The organism is Pseudomonas sp. WOUb67 (genome assembly GCF_050058005.1).
GTDB classification, from domain to species: Bacteria; Pseudomonadota; Gammaproteobacteria; order Pseudomonadales; family Pseudomonadaceae; genus Aquipseudomonas; species Aquipseudomonas putida_R.
Genome location: NZ_CP170112.1, coordinates 2,711,642 through 2,734,568 on the forward strand (window position 1 = coordinate 2,711,642; position 22,927 = coordinate 2,734,568).

Below are 22,927 nucleotides of genomic sequence, written 5' to 3' on the forward strand. Positions count from 1 at the left end.
CCCGCGCGGCGCTTCGCGGCACAAGGCCGCTCCTACATCTGTTTCGGGCCAATCAGTCCTATGAAGTCACCTCTGACCGCCTTGTTTGTCAACTTAGATATCAACTGTGCCGCTGGTTCTTATCAATCTTCAGTCATGCACCCGGATGCGCGCGCCTATGGCACAGGAGTAACTGGCCCGAAACAGATGTAGGAGCGGCCTTGTGCCGCGAAGCGCCGCGCGGGCGGCGCTCGATCTCAAGCGCGCAGATGAACACTCGTCATGCACTGCCGTATAATGGCGGGGTCGCCACTTAACTTTTGGCTTTAACGGATTGGATATGACTGAACAGCAACCTGTTGCAGTTCTGGGAGGCGGCAGCTTCGGCACCGCCGTGGCGAACCTGCTGGCGGAAAACGGTGTGCCGGTGCGCCAATGGATGCGCGACCCGGCGCAGGCCGAGGCCATGCGCGTCAATCGCGAGAACCCGCGCTACCTCAAGGGCATCCGCCTGCAGGATGGCGTGGAGCCGGTCAACGACCTGCTGGCCACCTTGCAGGCCAGCGAGTTGATCTTCGTCGCCCTGCCATCAAGCGCGTTGCGCAGTGTGCTGGCGCCCCACGCCGAGCTGTTGCGGGGCAAGGGCCTGGTCAGCCTGACCAAGGGTATCGAGGCGCAGAGCTTCAAGCTGATGAGCCAGATCCTTGAAGAGATCGCCCCCGACGCTCGCATCGGCGTGCTGTCGGGCCCCAACCTGGCCCGTGAAATCGCCGAACATGCGCTGACCGCCACGGTGGTCGCCAGCGAGGATGAACACCTCTGTCAGCAAGTGCAGGCCGTGCTGCATGGGCGTACCTTCCGCGTCTACGCCAGTGCCGACCGCTTCGGCGTCGAACTGGGTGGGGCGTTGAAAAACGTCTACGCCATCATCGCCGGCATGGCCGTTGCCCTGGGCATGGGCGAGAACACCAAGAGCATGCTGATTACCCGGGCCCTGGCCGAGATGACCCGCTTTGCCGTCAGCCAGGGTGCCAACCCCATGACCTTCCTTGGCCTGGCCGGTGTCGGTGACCTGATCGTCACCTGCTCCTCGCCCAAGAGCCGCAACTACCAGGTGGGCCACGCGCTGGGCCAGGGCCTGAGCCTGGAACAGGCAGTCAACCGCCTGGGCGAAGTGGCCGAAGGCGTCAACACCCTCAAGGTGCTCAAGGCCAAGGCGCAGGAAGTGCAGGTGTACATGCCGCTGGTGGCGGGCCTGCATGCCATCCTGTTCGAAGGCCGCACGCTGAACCAGGTGATCGAGCACCTGATGCGCGCCGAACCCAAGACCGATGTCGATTTCATTTCCATCAGCGGTTTCAACTGAGCCCTTGGCGGCTCTGACACGAGCAAGGAGCAAGACATGAACGATACGCCCGAACGCGCCCAGCGCGAGTCGATCATCCTGCGGGTGCTGTGGATGCTGGTGTTCCTGGTGGTCTGGCAACTGGCCGAGTTGCTGCTCGGCGGCCTGGTGCTGGTGCAACTGATCTACCGCCTGGTGTATGGCGCACCCAGCGCCAGCCTGATGAACTTCGGCGACAGCCTTAGCCAGTACCTGGCGCAGATTGGCCGCTACGGCAGCTTCCACACCGAGCAGAAGCCTTGGCCGTTTGCCGATTGGCCAGCACCGCGTGCCCCGGAAGGCGAGGCGCCGCATGCCGTGGCACCGGCCCCGCACCCGGTGCGGGATGAGGAACCCAAGCTGTGAAGCTGTGGGTGCTGCGCCACGGTGAGGCGGAGCCGCGGGCCAATACCGACGCCGAGCGCCGCCTGACCGCCCATGGCCGCGAGCAGGTGCTGCACAGCGCTGCCCGCCTGCTGGGGCAGCCGCTGCAGGCGATTATCGCCAGCCCCTACGTGCGCGCCCAGCAAACGGCTGCGCTGGTGCATGACACGCTGGGTTTCAGGGAACCGGTGCGTACCGTGCCCTGGTTGACCCCAGAGAGTGATGTGCAGCAGGTCATCGGCGAGATCGAGCGGCTGGGCCTGGAGCATGTACTGCTGGTCAGCCATCAGCCGCTGGTGGGGAATTTGATCGGTGCGCTGGAGCATGGCCACCAACAGCATCCCGCGGCCATGAGCACTGCCAGCCTGGCGGAGCTGGAAGGGGAGTGGCCACTGGCCGGGCTGATGACCCTTCGGGCGATCAATCCACCAGCGTGATTCCCCCGGAAATCGATAAGGCAACTGGCATTTTTGTCAGTTGTCGCACTTGATGGCCTCTTGCTACCGTTGCCCCAAAGCCACCAGGCAGGGAGCAGCGGATGAGCGGTGATAGGCGGGAGTTGTTGAGCTCTCTGGATATGCAGCCCACCGTAGACAAGGTGGGGCAAGGCGTTACGCTGGACTTTGCCCAGTACAGCCTGCTGCGCGACTCGGCCGACGCCAAGCTCTACCAGCTGATGCACAAGGTCAACGGTAACGGCAGCCTGGAGCTTTCTACCAGGCAGCAAAGCGAACAAGACCTGCGCACATTGCAGGACGCCTGCCTGCGAGTCTCCCACCTGCTGCAAACCAGTTGCCTGGCCTTGCGCCGTCTGCAACTCGACTTTCAGGACCAGCGCTTGGCCCGTGAGGCGCTGGAAAGCCAGTTGGCCTACATGCAAGCCTGCTTGCGCCGGTCTCTGGCCAGCTTCGACCGCTCGGCGTGACCTGATAGCCCTCGTCGATGACCTTTCCGAATATTGCTGAATCGCGTCCCGATGCCGACAATGAGCCATCATCTTTCGTCCGGACCAGGCGCCATGTCGCAGCAGATCTTCTTCGCTCATGCCAACGGTTTCCCCTCGGCCACCTACGGCAAGCTGTTCGCTGCCCTGGCGCCGGACTACCAGGTACAGCACCTGGCCCAGCACGGGCACGATCCGCGCTTTCCGGTGGACGACAACTGGCAGAGCCTGGTCGATGAGCTGCTGCATCACCTGGCGCAGCAGGACCAGCCCGTCTGGGGTGTCGGGCATTCGCTGGGGGGTGTGTTGCACCTGCACGCTGCCTTGCGCCGCCCCGAGTACTACCGCGGCGTGGTAATGCTCGACTCGCCGGTGCTCACCCGTGCCGACCAGTGGCTGCTGCGCACCGCCAAGCGTTTCGGCTTCATTGACCGCATCACCCCGGCCGGCCGCACGCTGGGGCGCCGCGAAGTCTTCAATGACCGCGACAGTGCCCGCGACTATTTTGCCGGCAAATCACTGTTTCGCCATTTTGACCCCGATTGCCTCGAAGCCTATGTAGAACACGGCCTGCAGGCGATGGAACAGGGGCTGCAACTGCGCTTCGATCCGGCGACCGAAATCAGCATCTACCGCAGCATCCCGCACACCAGCCCCGCCCCTGCGCGACAGTTGCAGGTGCCGTTGGCCATGGTGCACGGCGAGCGCAGCAACGTGATTCGCCGTCACCACACCCTGGCGGTGCGCGGCATGCCCAAAGGCGAATACCACAGTGTGCCCGGCGGGCACATGTTCCCGCTGGAGCGCCCGACCGATACCGCCAGCCTGATCAAGGGCCTGTTCGACCGCTGGAGCCAGGCATGAGCGCGCAGGTGGAGGAAGTGCGCCTGAGCCTGGGCCATATCGAACTGGCTGCGCACTTGTTCGGCCCCGAGGATGGGCTGCCGGTGATCGCCCTGCATGGCTGGCTGGATAACGCCAACAGTTTCGCCCGCCTGGCGCCGCAACTGAAAGGCCTGCGCATTGTCGCCCTGGACCTGGCCGGGCACGGTTACTCGGAACATCGCCCGCCTGGCGCCGGCTATGCCTTGGCCGATTATGCGCACGACGTGCTGCGGGTTGCCGAACAGCTGGGTTGGCGGCGTTTCGCCCTGTTGGGCCACTCGCTGGGCGCAATCATTTCGGTACAACTGGCCGGTGCCTTGCCCGACCGGGTCAGCCACCTGGCGTTGATCGACGGCGTCATCCCGCCGACCGGTGCCGAGCAGGACGCAGGCGAGCGCTTGGGTATGGCACTGCAAGCCCAGCTGCGGCTGGATGGTAAACGCAAGTCGGTGTATGCAACGCTGGAAGAAGGCGTGCATGCGCGCATGAAAGGCATGGTCGCGGTCAGCCGCGAGGCTGCCGAACTGCTGGCGCAGCGTGGCCTGATGCCGGTGCCCGGTGGTTACAGCTGGCGCAGTGACAGCCGCCTCACCCTGCCATCGCCGGTGCGTTTGAGTGAGGCCCAGGCCATGGCCTACGTGCGCCGGGTGAGCTGCCCGGCGCTGTTGGTGATAGCCGCCGACGGCATGCTGGCGCGTCACGCCGCCTTGCTGGAGCAGCTACCCTTTGAGCAGGTGACGCTGCCCGGTGGCCATCACCTGCACCTGAATGATGAGCAGGGCGCGGCCCTTGTCGCAGACTGTATCAATCGCTTCTTTGGCTTTGCTTGACTTGCACCGGACAAGTGTCGAGGCTTGGCGGGTTGAACAGGGAGACAACCATGCAACTGCCAGACATCCTGGAGCTTCATCTCGGCGCCGCGCGCCGCCTGGTTCGCCAATGAGCGCGCCTGTTGCGATCCGTATTGCTGTCGCCGCCTGCCTGGCGCTGGCCAGCCCTGTGTTGTGGGCCGGCAGCCTGCCGGTACCGGTGGACGGCAAGGTCGTCGACCAGCGCCCGACCGTGGAGCAGGAGCGCGTCTACCCCATGGGCCCGCTGCGCAAGATCAGCGGTCGCCTGAGGGTCGAGGACAAGGTCGAGAGCCGCGGCCAGGTCAGTTCGGTAACCTACGAACTGCCGGTCGAACGCACAGCCCGTGAAGCCTTCACCAGTGCCCGCGAAGAACTGCAGCGCGACGGTGGTTACCCGTTGTTCTGGTGCCAGGGCCGCGATTGCGGCGAGGCCAGCCTGTGGGCCAACGATGTGTTCGCCAACGCCCGCCTCAACGGTGGCGACGAGCAGCAGGCGTTCATCCTGCTGCGCCGCTCGGCAGAAGAGGCCGACACCCTGGTCGCGCTGTACAGCGTCACCCGTGGCAACCGCCGCGCCTACCTGCATGTGGAGGAGTTCGTCGCTGGCAGCCCGCTGGGCGAGCTGCTGCCAACCGCCGCCACGGTGCTGCGCGAAATGCGCGACACCGGCAAGCTCGACTACCCTGACCTTGCTGCACCGCAAGACACCTGGGTGAACCTGCTGGCCCGCAGCCTGAACCTCGACAGCACCTTGCGCGCCAGCCTCAGTGGCGCCCAGGCCGAAGCCTGGCGCGAGGCGCTGGTCAAGGCCGGTGTGCGCAATGGCCGGCTTGAGGTCGGCAGTGCGCCTACAGACGGCCTGCACCTTGAACTGATCCGTTGAACGAGCGCCACCATGGTTAACAATGATCGCCTGCTGGTCCAGATTCTGCTGCTGGCGTTACTGGGGGCCGGCCTGTGGGTGATGGCACCGTTCATTTCGGCATTGCTGTGGGGGGCCATCCTGGCCTTTGCCAGTTGGCCGTTGATGCGCTTGCTGACGCGCGTGCTGGGTGGGCGTGAAACCCTGGCGGCCAGCCTGTTGACCCTCGCCTGGATCCTGATCGTGGCCCTGCCGCTGGTGTGGCTGGGGTTCAACCTGGCCGATCACATTCGCGATGCCACGGCGTTTGTACGTGACGTGCAGGTCGACGGCCTGCCCGACGCCCCGGCCTGGCTGGGTGGCATACCGTTTGTTGGCGAGCGGCTGGTCAACTGGTGGCAATCCCTGGACCAGCAGGGCGCGGCCTTGCTGGCCTCGGTCAAACCCTACTTCGGGCAGGTGGGCAACTGGTTGCTGGCGCGCAGTGCGCAGATCGGCAGCGGCGTGCTGGAACTGACCTTGAGCCTGGTGTTCGTGTTCTTCTTCTACCGAGACGGGCCACGCCTGGCGGCATTCGTGTTGCGCTTGCTGCACCGGCTGATGGGCGAGCGCGCCGAGTATTACCTGGAGCTGGTAGCCGGTACCGTGCAGCGGGTGGTCAACGGTGTAATTGGCACAGCGGCCGCACAGGGCCTGCTGGCGTTGATCGGCTTCCTGATCGCCGGGGTGCCCGGGGCGATCGTGCTGGGCCTGGTGACCTTCATGCTCAGCCTTATCCCCATGGGCCCGCCACTGGCCTGGATCCCGGCCACCGGGTGGCTGGTGTGGAAGGGCGAGTACGGCATGGCAGTGTTCCTGGGTATCTGGGGCACCTTCGTCATCAGCGGCGTGGACAACGTGCTCAAGCCGTACCTGATCAGCCGTGGCGGCAACCTGCCGCTGGTGATCGTGCTGCTGGGTGTATTCGGTGGCTTGCTTGCCTTCGGCTTCATTGGCCTGTTCATCGGGCCGACCTTGCTGGCGGTCGGTTACAGCCTGCTGCTGGACTGGAGCCGCAACGCCGCCCAGCAGCCGCCTGCGCAGTAAGCCTGCGCCGGCCCTTTCACAGGTAGTGCACAGTCTTCAAGGCCTGTGTTGTACCTGTAGGAGCAGCCTTGTGCTGCGAAGAGGCCGGTAAGGCTAAAGATTGTCTTGGGTTGCAAGGGCCTCTTCGCAGCACAAGGCTGCTCCTACACGGCTTGTGTGTGCCTTGAAATAGACTGAAGAGGCCAGCACAGGCAGCCCCAATAGCTGATCTTTACGCATTCTTTATACCCACCCCCACCCCCCGATCTCGCCCCTTTACGCCCCTCCCTAAGACAATTTCCCCAAAGCGGCCCAAGCCGCACCACGGGGAGAACCACTCATGAACATGAACATGCTCGACGGGCTGTCACTGCTGCTGGCAGTGGCCTTGGCGTTTTATCTGCTGGTGGCGCTGCTGCGCGCCGATCGCAGCTAGGGAGCGACCATGCACAGTTACGATTTCGCCTTGCTCCTGGCGTTCTTTGCCATCGTGCTGCTACCGGCACCGTGGCTTGGGCGGTTCTACTTCAAGGTCATGGAAGGCCAGCGCACCTGGCTGTCGCCACTGCTCGGCCCGGTCGAGCAGGGTTGCTACCGGCTGGCAGGGGTGAACCCCAGCCAGGAGCAGAACTGGCGGCAGTACACCTTGGCCGTGCTGGCCTTCAACCTGGTGGGGTTCCTGCTGCTGTTCGCCGTGCTGTTGTTGCAGGGCTACCTGCCGCTCAACCCGCAGCACCTGCCAGGCCAGGAATGGTCGCTGGCGTTCAATACCGCCGTCAGTTTCGTGACCAACACCAACTGGCAGGCCTACAGCGGTGAGGCCTCGGTCAGCTACTTGAGCCAGATGCTCGGCCTGACCGTGCAGAACTTTGTCAGTGCTGCCACCGGGCTGGCCGTGCTGGTGGCGTTGTGCCGTGGCATTGCCCGGCGCAGCACGTCGACGTTGGGCAACTTTTGGGTCGACATGACCCGTGCCACCCTCTACGGCTTGCTGCCACTGTGCGTGCTGCTGGCGCTGTTGCTGGTATGGCAGGGCGTGCCGCAGACCTTTGCCGACTATGCCCATGCGCTGACCTTGCAAGGTGCTGACCAGACCATTCCACTGGGCCCGGCTGCCAGCCAGATCGCCATCAAGCAACTGGGCACCAATGGCGGCGGCTTCTTCGGCGTCAACTCGGCGCACCCGTTCGAAAACCCCACGGCGTGGAGCAACCTGTTCGAGGTGGCGTCGATCATCCTCATTCCGGTGGCCTTGGTGTTCACCTTCGGCCACTACGTGAAGGACTTGCGCCAGAGCCGCGCCATCCTCGCCTGCATGCTTGCCCTGTTCCTGATCGGTGGCAGCACGGCGTTGTGGTCCGAGCATCAACCCAACCCCGCGCTGCAGAGCCCGCAGGTGCAGCAGACGGCCCCCCTGGAGGGCAAGGAAAGCCGCTTCGGCACCACCGGCTCGGTGCTGTGGACGGTCACCACCACCGCGGCCTCGAACGGCTCGGTCAACGCCATGCACGACAGCCTGAACCCGCTGACCGGCATGGTGGCGATGGTCAACATGATGGTCGGCGAGGTGATCTTCGGCGGCGTCGGGGCAGGTCTTTACGGCATGCTGCTGTTCGTTCTGATCGCGGTGTTCCTGGCCGGGCTGATGATTGGCCGCACCCCGGAATACCTGGGCAAGAAACTGCAGGCCCGTGAGGTGCAGTTGCTGGTGGCGACCCTGCTGGTGATGCCGGTCGGCGTGCTGGTACTTGGCGCCATTGCCGCCAGCCTGCCAGGCCCGGCGGGGGCAATCAGCAACCCGGGGGCGCACGGTTTCAGCCAGCTGCTGTACGCCTACACCTCGGGCACGGCCAACAACGGCTCGGCGTTTGCCGGTTTTGGCGCCAACACGGTGTACCACAACCTGATGATCGGCCTGGCCATGCTCATCGGCCGCTTTGGCTACATCCTGCCGATCCTGGCCTTGGCCGGCAGCCTGGCGGCGAAGAAAAGCGCCCCACAAGGGCAGAACAGCTTCCCTACCCATGGCCCGCTGTTCACCGGCCTGCTGCTGGTGACCATCCTGCTGGTCGGTGGCCTGACCTTTCTGCCGACCCTGGCCCTTGGGCCAATCGCCGAACACCTGAGTCTGGGTTTTTGAGGACCGATCATGAACATGCCCATTCCTGAAGTGAATACCCGGCACACTGCCAAGGACCAGACCCGCTTCGCCGCGCTGTGGCGACCGGCGCTGGTGCAGGCGTTCGTCAAACTCGACCCGCGCCAGCTCAAGCGCTCGCCGGTGATGCTGGTGGTGGCCCTGACCGCAGTGCTCACCACCGTGCTGTGCTTCGCCCCCGGCAATGGCGTCAGCACGGGTGTTGCCGTGCAGATCGCCCTGTGGCTGTGGTTTACCGTGCTATTCGCCAACTTCGCCGAAGCCCTCGCCGAAGGCCGTGGCAAGGCCCGCGCCGACAGCCTCAAGGCTGGCAGCCAAGGCCTCACGGCTCAGCGTCGCCAGCGTGATGGCAGCTACGAGACCGTCGCAGCTGGCGCGTTGCGCAAGGACGACGTGGTACGTGTGGTTGCCGGCGAAATGATCCCCGGTGACGGCGAGGTGCTTGAAGGCATCGCAGCGGTCAACGAGGCCGCCATTACCGGCGAGTCCGCACCCGTGATCCGCGAGTCCGGCGGCGACCGCTCGGCGGTGACCGGCAATACACGACTGGTCTCCGACTGGCTGCTGATCCGCATTACCAGCAACCCGGGCGAGTCGACCCTGGACCGTATGATTGCCCTGGTCGAAGGTGCCAAGCGACAGAAGACCCCCAACGAGATCGCCCTCGACATCCTGCTGATCGGCCTGACCCTGATCTTCCTGATCGTGGTGGTGACCTTGCAGCCGTTCGCCCACTTTGTGGGTGGCAGCCTGCCGCTGATCTTCCTGGCTGCGTTGCTGGTGACGCTGATCCCCACCACCATCGGCGGCCTGCTGTCGGCCATCGGCATCGCCGGCATGGACCGGCTGGTGCGGCTGAACGTCATCGCCCGCTCGGGTCGCGCGGTCGAGGCCGCCGGCGACGTGCATACGCTGATGCTCGACAAGACCGGCACCATCACCTTCGGCAACCGCCGTTGCAGCGCGCTGCATGCAGCACCGGGCATTGCTGCCAAGGAACTGGGGGAGGGCGCCTTGCTGGCCTCGCTGGCTGACGATACCGCCGAGGGCAAGTCGATTGTCGAGTACCTGCGCCAGTTGCACGACTTCGTCGAGCCAGCCGCCGGGCAGTTCGAGGCTGTGGCCTTCAGCGCCGAAACGCGCCTGTCGGGCATCGACTACCAGCAGCACCGCTACCGCAAGGGCGCGGTCGATGTCGTGCTGGCATTCGTCGGCATGCAACGCCTGGAAATGCCCCCGGCTTTGGCCCGCGAAGTGGAGCGTATTGCCCAGAGCGGTGGCACACCGCTGCTGGTGTGTATCGACAAGCGCCTGCTTGGGGTGATCCACCTCAAGGATGTGGTCAAGCCCGGCATCCGCGAGCGCTTCGCCGAACTGCGCAAGCTGGGCATCCGCACGGTCATGGTGACCGGTGACAACCCGTTGACTGCCGCTGCCATCGCCGCCGAAGCGGGTGTGGATGACGTACTGGCCGAGGCCACGCCCGAGAAGAAGCTGGCGCGCATTCGTCAGGAGCAGAACGACGGCCGCCTGGTGGCCATGTGCGGCGACGGCGCCAACGACGCCCCGGCACTGGCCCAGGCCGATGTGGGCATGGCCATGAACGACGGCACCCAGGCCGCGCGCGAGGCGGCCAACATGGTCGACCTGGACAGCGACCCGACCAAGCTGCTGGATGTGGTGCGGGTGGGCAAGGAGTTGCTGGTGACCCGCGGTGCGCTTACCACGTTCTCGATTGCCAACGACGTGGCCAAGTACTTCGCCATCCTGCCGGCACTGTTTGCGGCCATCTACCCGCAGCTGGGCGTGCTCAACCTGATGCACCTGGCCAGCCCGCAGAGCGCGATCCTGTCGGCCATCGTGTTCAACGCGCTGATCATCATCGTGCTGATCCCGCTGGCGTTGCGTGGCGTACGCGTGCAGGCGGCCAGTGCGGCGCACCTGTTGCGGCGCAACCTGCTGATCTACGGGCTGGGCGGCATTGTGGTGCCGTTTGCCGGGATCAAGCTGATCGACCTGCTGCTCAATGCCCTGAACCTGGTCTGAGGAGGCCGCCATGAATGCTTATGTACGCCCGGCGTTGAGCCTGGCCCTGTTGATGACGCTGGTGACCGGCGCCCTGTATCCGCTGGCAGTCACCGGCATCGCCCAGGTTGTGTTTCCGCAACAGGCCAATGGCAGCCTGGTGCGGGATGACCAGGGCCAGGTGCGCGGTTCGGCATTGATCGCCCAGGATTTCAAGGGCGATGGCTGGTTCCATGCGCGGCCTTCGGCAGGCGCTTACGCCACGGTGGCCAGCGGTGCCAGCAACCTTTCGCCAAGCAACTCGGCGCTGGCGGAGCGGGTCAAGGAGGAGGCGGCTGTGCTGTATCAGGTGCAGCAGGGGCCGGTGCCGCAGGCGTTGCTGACCACCTCGGGCAGCGGCCTCGACCCGCACTTGCCGCCAGAGGCCGTTGCCTACCAGATCCCGCGTGTGGCGGCGGCGCGGAAACTGCCGGTGGAGCGCTTGCAAGCCTTGCAGGAAGAGGCCACCCTCCACCCATTGATCGGCCCGCCGGTGGTGAATGTGCTGGCGCTGAACCAGGCCTTGGAAAATCTCGCCATCGTCAGATGAATTGAAGCGCTGGCAGGGACCCTGTGGGAGCGGGTTTACCCGCGAATGCGATGGTGGTGCCACTGCCGTATTCGCGGGTGAACCCGCTCCAACAGGTAAGGTGTTTGTGCCTGAATTGGCCGATTGCTGGAACTAGCAAAGGATGAAACATGAGTGATTCCGCCCGCGCAGATGCGCTGTTGGCTAACCTCCCGCGCACCGGCCGGGGTCGGCTGAAGGTGTTCCTCGGCGCCGCCCCCGGCGTCGGCAAGACCTTCGCCATGCTCCAGGCCGCCCACGCCCAGCAACGCCAGGGCGTGCACGTGCAGGCCGCAGTGGTCGAAACCCATGGCCGCGCCGAAACCGAAGCGTTGCTCGGTGGGCTGCATCAGCAGCCCTTGCTGCGCAGCCAGTACCGTGGCGTCACCTTAGAGGAAATGGACCTCGACGGCCTGCTCAAGGCCGCGCCGGCCTTGGCCCTGGTCGACGAACTGGCCCACACCAACGCCCCCGGCAGCCGCCACGCCAAGCGCTGGCAGGATGTGCAGGAGCTGCTGGCCGCCGGCATCGACGTGTACACCACGGTCAACGTCCAGCACCTGGAAAGCCTGAACGACAAGGTGCGCGACATCACGGGCGTACAAGTGCGTGAAACCCTGCCGGACTGGGTGCTGCAGGAAGCCTTCGAACTGGTGCTGATCGACCTGCCACCGCGCGAACTGCTCGAACGCCTGCGTGAAGGCAAGGTGTACGTGCCCGAGCAGGCGCGGGCGGCCATCGATGCATACTTCTCGCAAACCAACCTCACCGCCCTGCGCGAACTGGCCATGCAGACCGCCGCCGCGCAGGTCGATGCCGACCTGGCCCACGGCTATCGCCAGCGCGGCCAGGAAGCCCCAGCCCTGCGCGGGCGCTTGCTGGTGGGTGTGGATGGCGACGACCAGGCTGAGCGCCTGGTGCGCCATGCCAGCCGCGTGGCGCAACGCCGCCACCTGCCCTGGAGCCTGGTGCATGTGGACAACGGCCGCCTGCGCGACGAAACCGCACGTCACCGCTTGCAGGCCGCGCAGCAACTGGCCGAGCGCCTGGGCGGCGAAGTGGTGCTGCTAAGGGCTGGCGAAGTGGCGCGCACGTTGATCCAGCATGCCGCCGAACGGCGGGCCAGCCTGGTGCTGGTGGGGCAGTCCCGTGACCGCCTGCGCCGGCGCCTGTTCGGTGCCGGTGTGGCCGCGCGGCTGCTGCGCGAAAGCCATGGCCTGGAAATCAACGTGCTGGACCGCGACGTGCAGCCGCAAGCGCCGCGGTCGGCGGTGCGGCGGGTGTGGGTGTGGCGCCACTACCTGTTGGCGCTGCTGGCCACAGTCATGGCGGCGGGGCTGGCTTGGGCGGTATCGAGTGTGCTGGCACTGCCCAACATCTCGCTGGTGTTCCTGGCCGCAGTGTTGCTGGTGGCAGTGCGCAGCAGCCTGGGGCCGGCGCTGGCCTGTGCCGCGCTGTCGTTCCTGACCTACGACTTCCTGTTCATCCCGCCCAACTTCTCGTTCAGCATCCAGCGCGAAGAAGACGTGCTGACGCTGGTGTTCTTCCTGCTGATGGCCGCGCTTACCGGCAACCTGGCCGCCCGCCAGCGCCGCCAGTTGCAGGCGCTGCGCGAAACCCAGGCGCAGACCAGCCAACTGCTCGACCTGTCGCGTCGGCTGACCGTGGCCACCGACCAGCAGGCCGTGTTCAATGCCGCCGGCCAGCACCTGGACGGCTGGCAGGACATGCAGGTGTGCTTGCTGGAGCGCAACGCCGAAGGCCAGTTGCAGGTGGCCAGCGGCGAAGCCCACGCCTTCAGTGACACCGAACGGGCTGCCGCCGATTGGGCCTGGCAGCACGGCCAGGCCGCTGGCCATGGCAGCGATACCTTGCCCAATGGCCGCTGGTGGTGGTGGCCGCTGGCGGTGGACGAACAGCCTTTGGCGCTGCTGGGGGTGCGCCCACGCAACGGGCAGCCGCTCAGCGACCCACGCCGGCGGCTGCTCACCGCCCTTGGCCAGCCGCTGGCCCAGGCCCTGGCCCGCGCCCGCTTGGCTGAACAACTGGAGGCCGCGCGCCTGCATGGCGAAACCGAGCAACTGCGCAGTGCCTTGCTGGCCTCCGTGTCCCACGACCTGCGCACGCCGTTGACCGCCATGGGCGGCAGCATCGACAGCCTGCTGGCGTTGGGCGAAGCGATCCCGCCTGAAGACCGTCGCGAGCTGTTGGAAGGCACCCGCAACGAGGCCGAACGCCTCGACCGCTACATCCAGAACCTGCTGGACATGACCCGCCTGGGCCACGGTGGCCTCAAGCTGGCCCGCGACTGGGTAGCCCCGGCCGACATCGTCGGCAGTGCCCTCAACCGCCTGCGCGTCGTGCTGGCGCCACTGCGGGTGCACACCGACGTGCCGGCCGAGCTGCCGTTGCTGTTCGTGCATGCGGCGCTGATCGAACAGGCGCTGGTCAATGTGCTGGAAAACGCCGCACGCTTTTCCCCGGGCAATGGTCGGCTTGAGCTGCAAGTGGCCGTGCATGAAGACCAGCTGCGCTTTACCGTCAGCGACCAGGGCCCCGGCATTCCGGTCGCCGACCGCGAGAAGATCTTCGACATGTTCTATACCGCTGCCCGTGGTGACCGCGGCGGGCAGGGCACTGGCCTGGGGCTGGCCATCTGCCAGGGCATGATCGGCGCCCATGGCGGGCAGATTCTGGTGGGCGAAGGCATCGATGGCCAGGGCACCGGCATCACTTTATGCTTGCCGCTACCCCCTCAACCAGAAGCTGAAAGCGAAACCCCATGAGCCAGTCCGCCACCCTGTTGGTCATCGACGATGAACCGCAGATCCGCAAGTTCCTGCGTATCAGCCTGGCCTCGCAGGGCTACAAGGTGCTCGAAGCCGCTACCGGCCAGGAAGGGCTGGCCCAGGCAGCACTGGGCAAGCCGGACCTGGTGGTGCTCGACCTGGGCCTGCCAGACATGGACGGCCAGCAGGTGCTGCGTGAACTGCGCGAATGGAGCGCGGTGCCGGTGATGGTGTTGTCGGTGCGTGCCAGTGAGGTACAAAAGGTGGATGCGCTGGACGGCGGGGCCAACGACTATGTGACCAAGCCGTTTGGCATCCAGGAATTTCTGGCGCGGGTACGGGCCCTGCTACGCCAGGTGCCACAGGCCGGTAGTTCGGAAGTGGCGGCCAGCTTTGGGCCGCTGACCGTGGATTTTGCTTTTCGCCGGGTGACCCTGGACGGTGTGGAAGTGGCGTTGACGCGCAAGGAGTATGCCTTGCTGGCGCTATTGGCCGGGCACCCGGGGCGGGTAATTACCCAGCAGCAATTGCTCAAGGACATCTGGGGGCCTACCCATGTGGAAGACACCCATTACCTGCGGATCGTGGTCGGGCATGTGCGCCAGAAGCTGGGCGATGACCCCACGGCGCCACGGTTCATCATTACCGAGGCGGGGGTAGGGTACAGGTTGGTGGCGCCTTCTACCTGATTCAGGACAAAGCGCGCATCCTGTGGGAGCGGGTTTACCCGCGAAGAATACAACGCAGCGCATGGCACCGGCTTCGCCGGTGTTCGCGGGTGAACCCGCTCCCACAGGATCCTGGTAGGTTCAGGGTGCTGTTCTCGACTCCAGATCCATTTCTGTGGGCCACACGACTCGAGGTGCCAGGCGCAGGGCGAACTCACACCAGAGCACATCGTTATGGTCCTTGGGCTCACCGGGTGGGGGCAGTGCTGAGGGTCCCTCCTGCATATAGGTGCAGATGTAGGCCCAGGCGTGCTGGTCGGCGCCCATGGTACTCAGGTGAAAGCGGTCGATGACGTTGTTCGTGCCCGGCGCGACGATGGAGAGCATGACACCCCATTTGAAAATGACCCCACCGTTTGGCAGGGCGCCGGTTTGTGACCAGCGCTCGGCGCGGACTTGGGACCAGTCGTAACTGACGGGCACGACTTTGCCTTTGTCGAAGGGGTTCCACCAGTGGCGTTTGAAGTTGTAAGCGTAGATTTTCTGGCGGGCACGGTTGAACCTGATGGGTTCATCGCGGGGAGGAGAAATATCCATGCGAAGACCTATAGTAACCATCCATGATACCAGTAGAATTTCAAATGCTGAGAGCAGCAGGGATTCAGTGTCTCTCGGGTTGAATGTCAGTGCCATCATGTAAAGGCTAAAAATCAAGAACATGATTAGAAAAAAGGCGAATACTGAAATCAGTCCTCGTGATGAAACGCTTTGTCGGGGAATCTCCAGATAAGTCAGGCACTGGTGGTTGGGTATCTGATTCCCCAAAGTTTTTGCTACTGAAGGAATTGTGTAGGGGTTGGGTAAGTCTTCCTTCCAGCCTGGGCAGGCGGGGTTCAATAAGGGGCTGGCCATTTTATAAGGGGTTCCGGACTGTTAATATTGTTCTCTTTCACGATGACACGTGCATGGCCATGTATATCCTGCTTGTCCGGCCAGTAGTAGAGGGTTAGTTCAATGGCGTTGATACGGTGATTTTCCAGTAAAGGCAGTGTTCCCTGTATGGTCAGCGCACTGGTATTGGTACGCACCAGCGGTTGTGGATTACTGATGTGAGCAAAGACCCCTTTGCCTTTTGGTAGGTTGATCTGCAACTGGGTATCGGGAGAACTTTCACCTGATAGAATCATGGTTTCCTCGTCGGCTCCGGTGCGGTGAATGTTCAGTTGCCACTCGTAGCGAGACTTGCCTTCAGCATAATGAGGCAGGAGGATGTAATAGTTCAGCATGTATGCCGCGGCTACCGCTGATTCGTTGCCAATAATCATTCCTTTCGGTGCGTCTGTTTGAAAGCTTGAGTGGTTAGTAAGTTGGGTTTTGATGGAGACGTCGGCTTGGACTCCTATCACTGCCGCATTTAAAGCGCCAATTGCAAGATCAAGGTGCTTGGCTCCGGTCCAGAGACGATTGTTTTCAGAAAGTCCCCACCTGCTTTGGCGAGCCCAAAGCTCTGTTGGAGTGGATTCACGTCGTTTTGCATGTGAGGCTATTGCATAGGCGGCCAGCCCTAGGACGATGGCTAAACCGATTGGGCCAAATAGCGTGGCGGACCCAAAGGCCCCAAGTAGACCTGCAAACGCGGAGGCGCCCGCCACTGTGCCCGCAATCCTGTACCAACCTACTGACGTTAAATCTCCATTCTTATGAGCGCGCAAGCTGGCGAAGAAATACTGTGCACCATCCATGAAACCAGCAATCGCTGCAATGCCGCCGCCGTATCTGGCAATACCGGCTCCCAAGGAAGTAGTTGTCACTGCTCCGGGCCAGGGTATGTTAGGGCGTACGAGTGCAACAACAAGCCCTGCCGCTTCGACACTTGCACCTATCAAGCCAAGCGATGAAGACCAGACCGCCGCAAGCGCCTCTGGATTTTTCTGATGTGTTTCCTGCAACGTCCGATAGTTCTTTCCCAGACTGTCTTGCTGAAACCACATACTGCCCAAGGCAAGGAGCAAGCGGACGCTTCCTGTGCTGGCTGCCGCATCCCGCAAGCTGCGCATGGCATCACTTGCCACGCTCTGCGCGGCCATCGAACTGACTTTCAATCCGCCGGTAACCTGAGCGCCCAGCGTACCCGCGCCAATCGCCACACTCCTTACCAGTGCCCCGACGCCACCGGCCGCACCCTCCCGTAACTGCACCAACCGCGCCTGCAAACTCTCGGCACTTTCAAATGTCCAGAGCACCACTTCGATCAGTTGGTTGCGGTTGCCCGCTGCCGCAATATTGATCGCGCCACTCAGCACCATGGCGCGCACCTTGCGCCCCACGGGGTCACGGAATTGCTTGTCTACCTGCTGCAGAAACGCATCAGTCCTTATCTGCACGGCTTCATTGAGCAAGCTCATGTATTCGCCCACTGTCAGCGACACCCGCAGCGGTGTCACCTGCTGCCCGGCGAACAGTGCAAATGCCGAACGATGCACATGGCCGATCAGGGTCTTGGTCCGTTCACTGAGATGCTGGCTGAGTGCATTCCCAGCGCTGTTGGTCGCGGCCAGCAACTGGCCAATGGCATCCTGTATCGGTTTGATCATCAGCAACTGGCCATCGGCAGTGCCGGCGATGCCTTTGATGACCTCGTACACCTTGCCGAAGTCATCGCCGGACAGCGCGCTGGCCACCTGCTGCATCAGCTTCTGGTCCTTGGCCAGCAGCGCCTGGTAAAGCAGGCTGCGTTCGTCTTCCAGAAGCTGCTGCCAGATATGCTGGGTCATGCCGAGCGGCTGGCCTTCTGCGGGTAGCGCTTCGGTGGGCCCGCCGGCCAGACAGGCGGCCATCATCTGGATGAAGTGTTCGACCGAAACAGGATCTTTCGCGTCATAGTCGAAATAGCCGATTTGCTGAAACGCACGTTTGGCGTAGTGGTGCGCATACAGCTTGCCCACCTGGTCGACCATCGACTGCCAGTTTTTCAGTTCGCGGTCGTAGTCGGCCTGGAAAGCCGCGCGGGCGCTTTCGTCGTAGCGCTTTTCCAGCCGCTCACGTGCTTCCCGCTGTTTGCGTGCGGTGTTGCGCGCGGTCTGTGCTTCGATGTCCACGGCGGGTAGATGCGTTTTGGCCGCGAGCGGGGTTTTGTTCCACTGCGCGACCTTCCGGGCCTCACGTTCAGCGTCCTCGGCCCCTTGCGTGGCGGCGGTGGCGGCGTGCAATTGCTGGATGCCCAACAACGCCTGCGAGGTGAAGTATTCGAAGTGCCGCTGGGGTTGCGCCCGCCATTCCTGCATGGCCCGCACCCAACCCGTGCGTTGTGCGTTCAGTTCCATCACCAGGCCGACCGGGTCGGGCAGCGTCAGTGCCAGCACGCCGTTGGGCAGTTGTTCCTGCGCGATGACCTTGCGCACGTGGTTATTGGTTTCGGTCCATTTGCCAAAGCGGCTGTAAAAGCCATGAACGCTGGTAAACCTGGCTGAGGAAAACGTCGAAAACTCCAGCACGTTTTCCATGCCGAAGCGGAAACTGTCGGTCATGGCAATGCCGATGCTGGCAGGGTCGTTGCGCGCGGTGTCCAGGTCTACCTCGACGAAGCGGGCGAGGGTGCCCGGGTCACCGTCGGCAATGCCTTTGCGATAACGGTCGAGTACGGCAAGGGGCCAGGGATCGTTGGCGAAGGCGATCCAGGCTTTGCGGTAGAGCAGGGTATTGATGTTGATGAATGAGGCGATCACATCGTGCCCTTCGGTGGCGCACACCTTGGGCAATGACCTTGGCGGCCCCAAGGGCATCTGCGACACAGGGAAACGCTGCAAGGTGCCTTCTGCCGCCACCGCGTAGGCCTGCCAGATTTGCTGGTCGAGCAGCACGTAGACATAACCCTGGCGGAGCAGGCGCAACTGGTCGGTATGCATCGGGTGGAAGGTGATTTCGCTGTCGTCCGCCAGGCGATAGGGGCGCCCTGTATCTGGGCGAGGGGCGTAGGCCTCGCGCAGCAGCATGATCGGCAGGCCGGAGCGTTCGCAGGCATTACAGCTCCCATACGTGTTGGGTATCTCTTCCTGCATGGCAATGTGGACGGCTTTGTTGATGCTCATGAATAACTCCTTGCCTGCGGCAGCGCTGTCACGATGTTCGACCAGGCGCGGTCGTCGTAGCGAGCGAAACGCGATGCCAGGCGTTGTACGCCAGCTGCTGCCTGTGCAACGTCGTGCTGGATGGTGGGGTGCTGTAGGAGCAGTGGGTGGATCATGACCAGATGCAGGCACAGGCACTGGATATCGGCACGGTCGCGAAGGCCGTGCCTGAAGGCCTTGAGTATCAGGTTCATGGCATGGACGGGCGCGTTTTCCGGCAAGCCTGTAGGGCCTGCGAATTGCCAGGGTGCGTAGGATTGCTGCACGGCATTCAAGCGACGCCAGGCACCGAGCAGTTGAATGATCTGTGGCGCGATGTGCTGGGTAGCCCTTGCCGCTTCGGGGACGACCAGTTCGCCAGCCAGCGGTTGCCGTTCTAACACCGCGCAACTGCCACAACCGTCGGGGTGCAGCCAGCTACGAATGGGCCCAAGCATTTGGCCCGCGTGGGGCATGGTCGCGCGCAGCAAGACCAGGCGTACAGGTTCGAACCAAGCCGTGATGCCGTGCGGCGGCGGTTGGTGCAGCACATGGCATTGCTGGCTGATGTGGTGGACGATGAGGTCGGCGGGGTACTCGCTGAGCAGCCAGCCGCACACATAATGCCAGGTGGCCGTTGCCTCACGTGCGGCGTAGGCCGCGCTGAGTGCAGCAAGGGATGTGGGCGCTGCGCCGGGTTTGGCGATCTGCACCAGGGCTGGCCAGTCGTGCGGGTTTTGGACCAGCCCGTGGCTATCGACGCGCACTACGGCATCGCTACCCAGTGTCTCGGTGAGCGATGCAATGCTTAACGGGTGCTCTGTGGGGCACCCGGCAAACGGGTCCAGAAGAAGATAGAGGGCTTCTTCTGGTTGGCGCAGCTGGGTCGCGAAGCGATCGACCCACTGCAGGTAGCCCTGCGCGGACTGGCTCGACATGAGAAGTTCCTTTGTCTTCTTGATGGCGAGCAGAAATCTAACGAGGAATCAATTCTGTAGGGAGTTATCGGCTTCCTAACGTGCTGTAGGACATTTCGTTTTCGGACGAGGCTGCACCAGGCAGCCCCTGCCGGCGTTACGCGAGCAACTCGTTGACCGCTCGTGACGCTTCATCTATCGCCGCATGCGCATAGGCCTCCCACGCTGCATCGGAGTTGGCGATGGCAACATTGCCGACCTTCTGGCGCGCAAGGTTCATCAGCTTTTCACTCGCTTCTTCGTCATCGAACAAGCTGTTGGCATAGTATGCGTAACCATGCGGCCAACGGTTGATGGTGATGGCCTGGACATCCTTGTGGTAGTCGAAACCCGCCGGCCCCAGCATGGCCTGTAGCTGGTCGCGAACCATGCCTTCCATCTGCTCGAAATTCATGGCGTATAGCTTGCTGCGCCCAATGCGGGCCTGGCTGCGGGCATCCAGGCCCGCGTTCGGCGTGGTCGGTACGTAGACCATGTGCAGGCCGATGGGCTGGTCGGGGTCGCGGGGATGGCTGTAGCCGCCGATGTCCACCGGGTAATCCAGCTTGACGCGGCTGTAGGGCTGGTTCGGTGCATAGATTTCGTGCACGCCCAATTTCATGAAACTGCGCCAGTTGCGAATCACCACTTTGGTGTACACCAACGGGAACTTCACGTTCTGCGCCAAGGCGTGGGCCTGCTCGGCGGAGAGGTCGCGCAGCAGGTAGGGAATCATCATGTTGTAGCAGGCCAGTATGCAGTGCTTGCCCTGTACCCGGTGCAACCGCCCGGCCCGGCTGTAGCCGATGTCGACGCCACCGTTGCGGTTGCCGACGCTGACCGCCGTGCTGTTCAGGCGCAGGCGCACCGGGCTTTGTGCCACGTCCAGCCTGGCGTAATCGAAGGGTGCCAGGACGATGTCGTTCATGTTGTTGCCGGGCGCTACAGCGGGTATCAGGCTACGCACCAGCAGCCGTGCCAGCGAGGCGTTGCCGTCGGGGAAGTGATAGATGTAGGGCTCTTCCATTTCTGCTTTCAGCGCTTCGCTGACCGGTGCGAGGCCCATGGCGGCAAAGCCTGGGAAGCCCACACCATAGGCGTCGGCGGCGGCCACGGCATCGATGCTCAGCGCAGAAAAGTCGTTGGTGCGGCTGAGGAAGTAGCGCGCTGCGGCTTCACTCAGGCCGACGTCCTTGCGCAGAAAGTCTTGATAGCTGGTCTTCGCCAGATACGCCTCTTTCTGTTCAAGGCTCTTGCCCGCCAGGTAGTCGCGGGGTGCCTCGTGCAGATCGATCAATGCCTGGCGGTCGGCATCGGGCAGTGGGAAGTCGCCGATGAACGCGCGCCAGCTGCGCGCGTTGAGTTTGTCCGGGGCGATGTCGTCGGCAACCATGGGCGTAGGGTCACCACTGACCAGCTTCGCTTCGCCAAAGCCGGCTTGGTCGAAGAACACGCCACGGGACAAGCCGAGGTTGGGGTAGAAGTTTCGGTCGAAAGCGGTCTGGAAACGGTCTACGTCCACGTTCAGTTGCTTGAGCAGGCCGTTCACCGTAGCGCTGTAAAGGTGCTTGGGCGACTGGAAGGCCTCGCTGCCGCCGTAGCCGAGGATCATCTGGCTGCCCGCCTGGAATTCGTTGCGCTTGGCGTGGCCGCCGAAGTCGTCGTGGTTTTCGATGATCAGCACGCGCGCGTTCGGGTGCTGTTGCCGGTAGAACCAGGCAGCGGACAGGCCACTGATGCCGGCGCCGACCACCACCAGATCGTACTGCTCCTCTACCTTCAGGCTGCTGGTGTCGAATACCTGCTTTTCCCAGCCCATCTGGTGCGCCACTTCGAACGCACCTGGGTGGCTGCCGCGCAGCCCGGTGAGGGCGGGCGGGTAATAGCGGCCGGACGGCGCGGCCTGGAGTATTTGCAGCGGGGTGAGCCCTGCACCGAGGGTGAGGGCTACGCCATTGAGGAAGTCGCGGCGGGTGATGGTCATGTCAGTGTCCTTACCGGGTAACCATTGGCTTGCTCGAAGCGTAGTCGGCTATGGCTCAGGACCTTGGGGATTCTGTTTCAAAGCATTGGCGCATGACGTCCAGGTAACGCCTGGCGCCCAGGCCTAGCGGGCGTGACTTGATCCAGATGATGTCCACCCACAGGCGCAGGCGGCTGGCCATGTTGTCAAAGCGCACCTCGGCCAGTGCGCCCGAAGCAATCAGCGGTTCAACCAGCGGCTGTGGCAGGTAGGCCCAGCCCAGCCCGGACTGCACCAGGTCCAGCGTGGCCAGGTAGCTGTCGGTCAGCCAGATGCGCCGCGACAGCACCATGCGCGGGTCCGACCCGGTGGCCTTGCCCGAGGCTACGATGATCTGCCGTTGTTCGGCGAAGGCTTCCTCAGGCATTGGTGTACCGCTGTTCTGCCCGGCCGGATGGCGTGGTGAGGCGACGGCCACCAGCAGTTGGCTGCCGGCTTCGAGGAACGACTCACGCTCGTCGATGCCGGGCCGCTCGAACACCAGTGCCAGTTGCACACTGCCGTCATGCAACAGGCGAATGGCTTCGGTCTGGGTGGCCGAACGCACCTCGATTTCCAGGCTGGGAAATTCCTGGGCGAGGGTTTGCAGTGGCTGGCTCCAGCGGCCGGTTTGCAGTTCGGGCGCCATGGCGATGGTCAGGCGTTTTTCCAGGCCCTTGTGCAGTTGCAGGGCCTGGGCATCCAGCAGGTTGAGCTGGCAGATCACCTGCCTGGCCTGGGGTTCCAGCGCCAGGGCGGCGCTGGTGGGCAAGGCTTTGCGTGTGGCCCGGTCGAACAGCGGCATGTCCAGCTCCGCTTCCAGTTGGGCGATTGCCATGCTGACGGCCGAAGGTACACGGCCCAGCTTGCGGGCGGCGGCGGAGAACGAGCCGGCATCCAGCACCGCTAGGAAGATTGCCAGGGAGTCGCTGGTAAAGGCCATTGTCAGTAAGCCAGATGAGGGAGGGGCAAGTATGGGGTGTTCATTTGAACATGCGAATTGGCTTTTGGGGGTGCTCGGCGCGGTATTTTTGCTGTCTGTGAGATCGAGCGCCGCCCGCGCGGCGCATCGCGAGCTGCGCTCGCTCCTACGTTTATTTCGGGCCAATTCTGCCGGTGGGATATGCGCGCGAACGCTTTGGCGCATGTCTCGAAATCACGTCGTACAAACCAGGGAGTCGCGCGCACCTGTCACAGGCGTTATTGGCTCGAAACAAACGTAGGAGCGAGCGCAGCTCGCGATGCGCCGCGCGGGCGGCGCTC

General features: G+C 63.6%; 19 protein-coding genes. 14 read left to right on the top strand and 5 right to left on the bottom strand.

What is annotated here, in order from left to right; translation table 11 throughout:
* Window positions 1-319: 319 nt before the first annotated feature.
* The 14 genes from ABOC32_RS12135 to ABOC32_RS12200 all read left to right on the top strand — a co-directional run bounded on the left by ABOC32_RS12135 (window position 320) and on the right by ABOC32_RS12200 (window position 14,621).
* Window positions 320-1,345, top strand: a complete 1,026-nt coding sequence (locus ABOC32_RS12135) for an NAD(P)H-dependent glycerol-3-phosphate dehydrogenase (RefSeq protein WP_426811171.1) — start codon at window positions 320-322, stop codon at window positions 1,343-1,345.
* Between the two features lie 36 nt (window positions 1,346-1,381).
* Window positions 1,382-1,729: a DUF4389 domain-containing protein gene (locus tag ABOC32_RS12140; protein ID WP_016498711.1), complete on the top strand. Its 348-nt coding sequence runs from the start codon at window positions 1,382-1,384 to the stop codon at window positions 1,727-1,729.
* Window positions 1,726-2,184 (top strand): phosphohistidine phosphatase SixA, encoded by a 459-nt coding sequence (sixA, locus tag ABOC32_RS12145; protein ID WP_426811172.1) that lies wholly within the window; start codon window positions 1,726-1,728, stop codon window positions 2,182-2,184. Before ABOC32_RS12140 ends, sixA begins: the two co-directional genes overlap by 4 nt.
* Window positions 2,185-2,285: 101 nt before the next feature.
* Window positions 2,286-2,672 (top strand): hypothetical protein, encoded by a 387-nt coding sequence (locus ABOC32_RS12150; RefSeq protein WP_426811173.1) that lies wholly within the window; start codon window positions 2,286-2,288, stop codon window positions 2,670-2,672.
* Window positions 2,673-2,765: 93 nt separating this feature from the next.
* The gene (locus tag ABOC32_RS12155) at window positions 2,766-3,554 is read left to right on the top strand and encodes an alpha/beta fold hydrolase (RefSeq protein ID WP_426811174.1); all 789 of its coding nucleotides are present in this window, start codon (window positions 2,766-2,768) and stop codon (window positions 3,552-3,554) included.
* Window positions 3,551-4,405 carry an alpha/beta hydrolase gene (locus ABOC32_RS12160; RefSeq protein ID WP_426811175.1) on the top strand — a complete coding sequence of 285 codons (855 nt, stop codon included), beginning with the start codon at window positions 3,551-3,553 and terminating at the stop codon, window positions 4,403-4,405. The genes ABOC32_RS12155 and ABOC32_RS12160 overlap by 4 nt, the downstream gene beginning before the upstream one ends.
* A 109-nt stretch (window positions 4,406-4,514) precedes the next feature.
* The gene (locus ABOC32_RS12165; protein WP_426811176.1) at window positions 4,515-5,309 is read left to right on the top strand and encodes a DUF4892 domain-containing protein; all 795 of its coding nucleotides are present in this window, start codon (window positions 4,515-4,517) and stop codon (window positions 5,307-5,309) included.
* Between the two features lie 12 nt (window positions 5,310-5,321).
* The gene (locus ABOC32_RS12170; protein WP_426811177.1) at window positions 5,322-6,374 is read left to right on the top strand and encodes an AI-2E family transporter; all 1,053 of its coding nucleotides are present in this window, start codon (window positions 5,322-5,324) and stop codon (window positions 6,372-6,374) included.
* A gap of 325 nt (window positions 6,375-6,699) precedes the next feature.
* The gene (gene kdpF / locus ABOC32_RS12175; RefSeq protein ID WP_003251485.1) at window positions 6,700-6,789 is read left to right on the top strand and encodes a K(+)-transporting ATPase subunit F; all 90 of its coding nucleotides are present in this window, start codon (window positions 6,700-6,702) and stop codon (window positions 6,787-6,789) included.
* A 9-nt stretch (window positions 6,790-6,798) separates the two neighbouring features.
* Window positions 6,799-8,493: a potassium-transporting ATPase subunit KdpA gene (kdpA, locus tag ABOC32_RS12180; RefSeq protein WP_426811178.1), complete on the top strand. Its 1,695-nt coding sequence runs from the start codon at window positions 6,799-6,801 to the stop codon at window positions 8,491-8,493.
* 9 nt (window positions 8,494-8,502) lie between these two features.
* Window positions 8,503-10,557 carry a potassium-transporting ATPase subunit KdpB gene (kdpB, locus tag ABOC32_RS12185; RefSeq protein WP_426811179.1) on the top strand — a complete coding sequence of 685 codons (2,055 nt, stop codon included), beginning with the start codon at window positions 8,503-8,505 and terminating at the stop codon, window positions 10,555-10,557.
* Window positions 10,558-10,567: 10 nt separating this feature from the next.
* Window positions 10,568-11,125 carry a potassium-transporting ATPase subunit KdpC gene (gene kdpC, locus ABOC32_RS12190; protein WP_426811180.1) on the top strand — a complete coding sequence of 186 codons (558 nt, stop codon included), beginning with the start codon at window positions 10,568-10,570 and terminating at the stop codon, window positions 11,123-11,125.
* Between the two features lie 149 nt (window positions 11,126-11,274).
* The gene (locus ABOC32_RS12195; protein WP_426811181.1) at window positions 11,275-13,929 is read left to right on the top strand and encodes a DUF4118 domain-containing protein; all 2,655 of its coding nucleotides are present in this window, start codon (window positions 11,275-11,277) and stop codon (window positions 13,927-13,929) included.
* Window positions 13,926-14,621 (top strand): response regulator, encoded by a 696-nt coding sequence (locus ABOC32_RS12200; protein ID WP_426811182.1) that lies wholly within the window; start codon window positions 13,926-13,928, stop codon window positions 14,619-14,621. The genes ABOC32_RS12195 and ABOC32_RS12200 overlap by 4 nt, the downstream gene beginning before the upstream one ends.
* A gap of 120 nt (window positions 14,622-14,741) precedes the next feature.
* Here the strand turns inward: ABOC32_RS12200 and ABOC32_RS12205 are convergent, their stop codons facing one another.
* The 5 genes from ABOC32_RS12205 to ABOC32_RS12225 form a co-directional block, all read right to left on the bottom strand.
* A complete protein-coding gene (locus tag ABOC32_RS12205; protein ID WP_426811183.1) occupies window positions 14,742-15,512 on the bottom strand; it encodes a DUF6708 domain-containing protein in 771 nt (256 codons plus the stop codon).
* Window positions 15,494-18,688: a T6SS effector BTH_I2691 family protein gene (locus ABOC32_RS12210; protein ID WP_426811184.1), complete on the bottom strand. Its 3,195-nt coding sequence runs from the start codon at window positions 18,686-18,688 to the stop codon at window positions 15,494-15,496. The genes ABOC32_RS12205 and ABOC32_RS12210 overlap by 19 nt, the downstream gene beginning before the upstream one ends.
* Window positions 18,685-19,644, bottom strand: coding sequence for a hypothetical protein (locus ABOC32_RS12215; RefSeq protein ID WP_426811185.1), 960 nt, complete (start codon window positions 19,642-19,644; stop codon window positions 18,685-18,687). Before ABOC32_RS12215 ends, ABOC32_RS12210 begins: the two co-directional genes overlap by 4 nt.
* 136 nt (window positions 19,645-19,780) lie before the next feature.
* Window positions 19,781-21,646 carry an FAD-dependent oxidoreductase gene (locus ABOC32_RS12220; RefSeq protein WP_426811186.1) on the bottom strand — a complete coding sequence of 622 codons (1,866 nt, stop codon included), beginning with the start codon at window positions 21,644-21,646 and terminating at the stop codon, window positions 19,781-19,783.
* Window positions 21,647-21,701: 55 nt separating this feature from the next.
* Window positions 21,702-22,607 (bottom strand): LysR family transcriptional regulator, encoded by a 906-nt coding sequence (locus ABOC32_RS12225; RefSeq protein ID WP_234226851.1) that lies wholly within the window; start codon window positions 22,605-22,607, stop codon window positions 21,702-21,704.
* Window positions 22,608-22,927: the final 320 nt, after the last annotated feature.

Coding starts and splice junctions, on each gene's coding strand:
- ABOC32_RS12170 (WP_426811177.1), top strand. CDS start 5,322: ATGGTTAACAATGATCGCCTGCTGGTCCAGATTCTGCTGCTGGCGTTA.
- ABOC32_RS12195 (WP_426811181.1), top strand. CDS start 11,275: ATGAGTGATTCCGCCCGCGCAGATGCGCTGTTGGCTAACCTCCCGCGC.
- ABOC32_RS12225 (WP_234226851.1), bottom strand. CDS start 22,607: ATGGCCTTTACCAGCGACTCCCTGGCAATCTTCCTAGCGGTGCTGGAT.
- ABOC32_RS12205 (WP_426811183.1), bottom strand. CDS start 15,512: ATGGCCAGCCCCTTATTGAACCCCGCCTGCCCAGGCTGGAAGGAAGAC.
- ABOC32_RS12215 (WP_426811185.1), bottom strand. CDS start 19,644: ATGTCGAGCCAGTCCGCGCAGGGCTACCTGCAGTGGGTCGATCGCTTC.
- ABOC32_RS12140 (WP_016498711.1), top strand. CDS start 1,382: ATGAACGATACGCCCGAACGCGCCCAGCGCGAGTCGATCATCCTGCGG.
- ABOC32_RS12160 (WP_426811175.1), top strand. CDS start 3,551: ATGAGCGCGCAGGTGGAGGAAGTGCGCCTGAGCCTGGGCCATATCGAA.
- ABOC32_RS12135 (WP_426811171.1), top strand. CDS start 320: ATGACTGAACAGCAACCTGTTGCAGTTCTGGGAGGCGGCAGCTTCGGC.
- ABOC32_RS12210 (WP_426811184.1), bottom strand. CDS start 18,688: ATGAGCATCAACAAAGCCGTCCACATTGCCATGCAGGAAGAGATACCC.
- ABOC32_RS12220 (WP_426811186.1), bottom strand. CDS start 21,646: ATGACCATCACCCGCCGCGACTTCCTCAATGGCGTAGCCCTCACCCTC.
- kdpB (WP_426811179.1), top strand. CDS start 8,503: ATGAACATGCCCATTCCTGAAGTGAATACCCGGCACACTGCCAAGGAC.
- ABOC32_RS12200 (WP_426811182.1), top strand. CDS start 13,926: ATGAGCCAGTCCGCCACCCTGTTGGTCATCGACGATGAACCGCAGATC.
- ABOC32_RS12165 (WP_426811176.1), top strand. CDS start 4,515: ATGAGCGCGCCTGTTGCGATCCGTATTGCTGTCGCCGCCTGCCTGGCG.
- ABOC32_RS12150 (WP_426811173.1), top strand. CDS start 2,286: ATGAGCGGTGATAGGCGGGAGTTGTTGAGCTCTCTGGATATGCAGCCC.
- kdpC (WP_426811180.1), top strand. CDS start 10,568: ATGAATGCTTATGTACGCCCGGCGTTGAGCCTGGCCCTGTTGATGACG.
- ABOC32_RS12155 (WP_426811174.1), top strand. CDS start 2,766: ATGTCGCAGCAGATCTTCTTCGCTCATGCCAACGGTTTCCCCTCGGCC.
- kdpA (WP_426811178.1), top strand. CDS start 6,799: ATGCACAGTTACGATTTCGCCTTGCTCCTGGCGTTCTTTGCCATCGTG.
- kdpF (WP_003251485.1), top strand. CDS start 6,700: ATGAACATGCTCGACGGGCTGTCACTGCTGCTGGCAGTGGCCTTGGCG.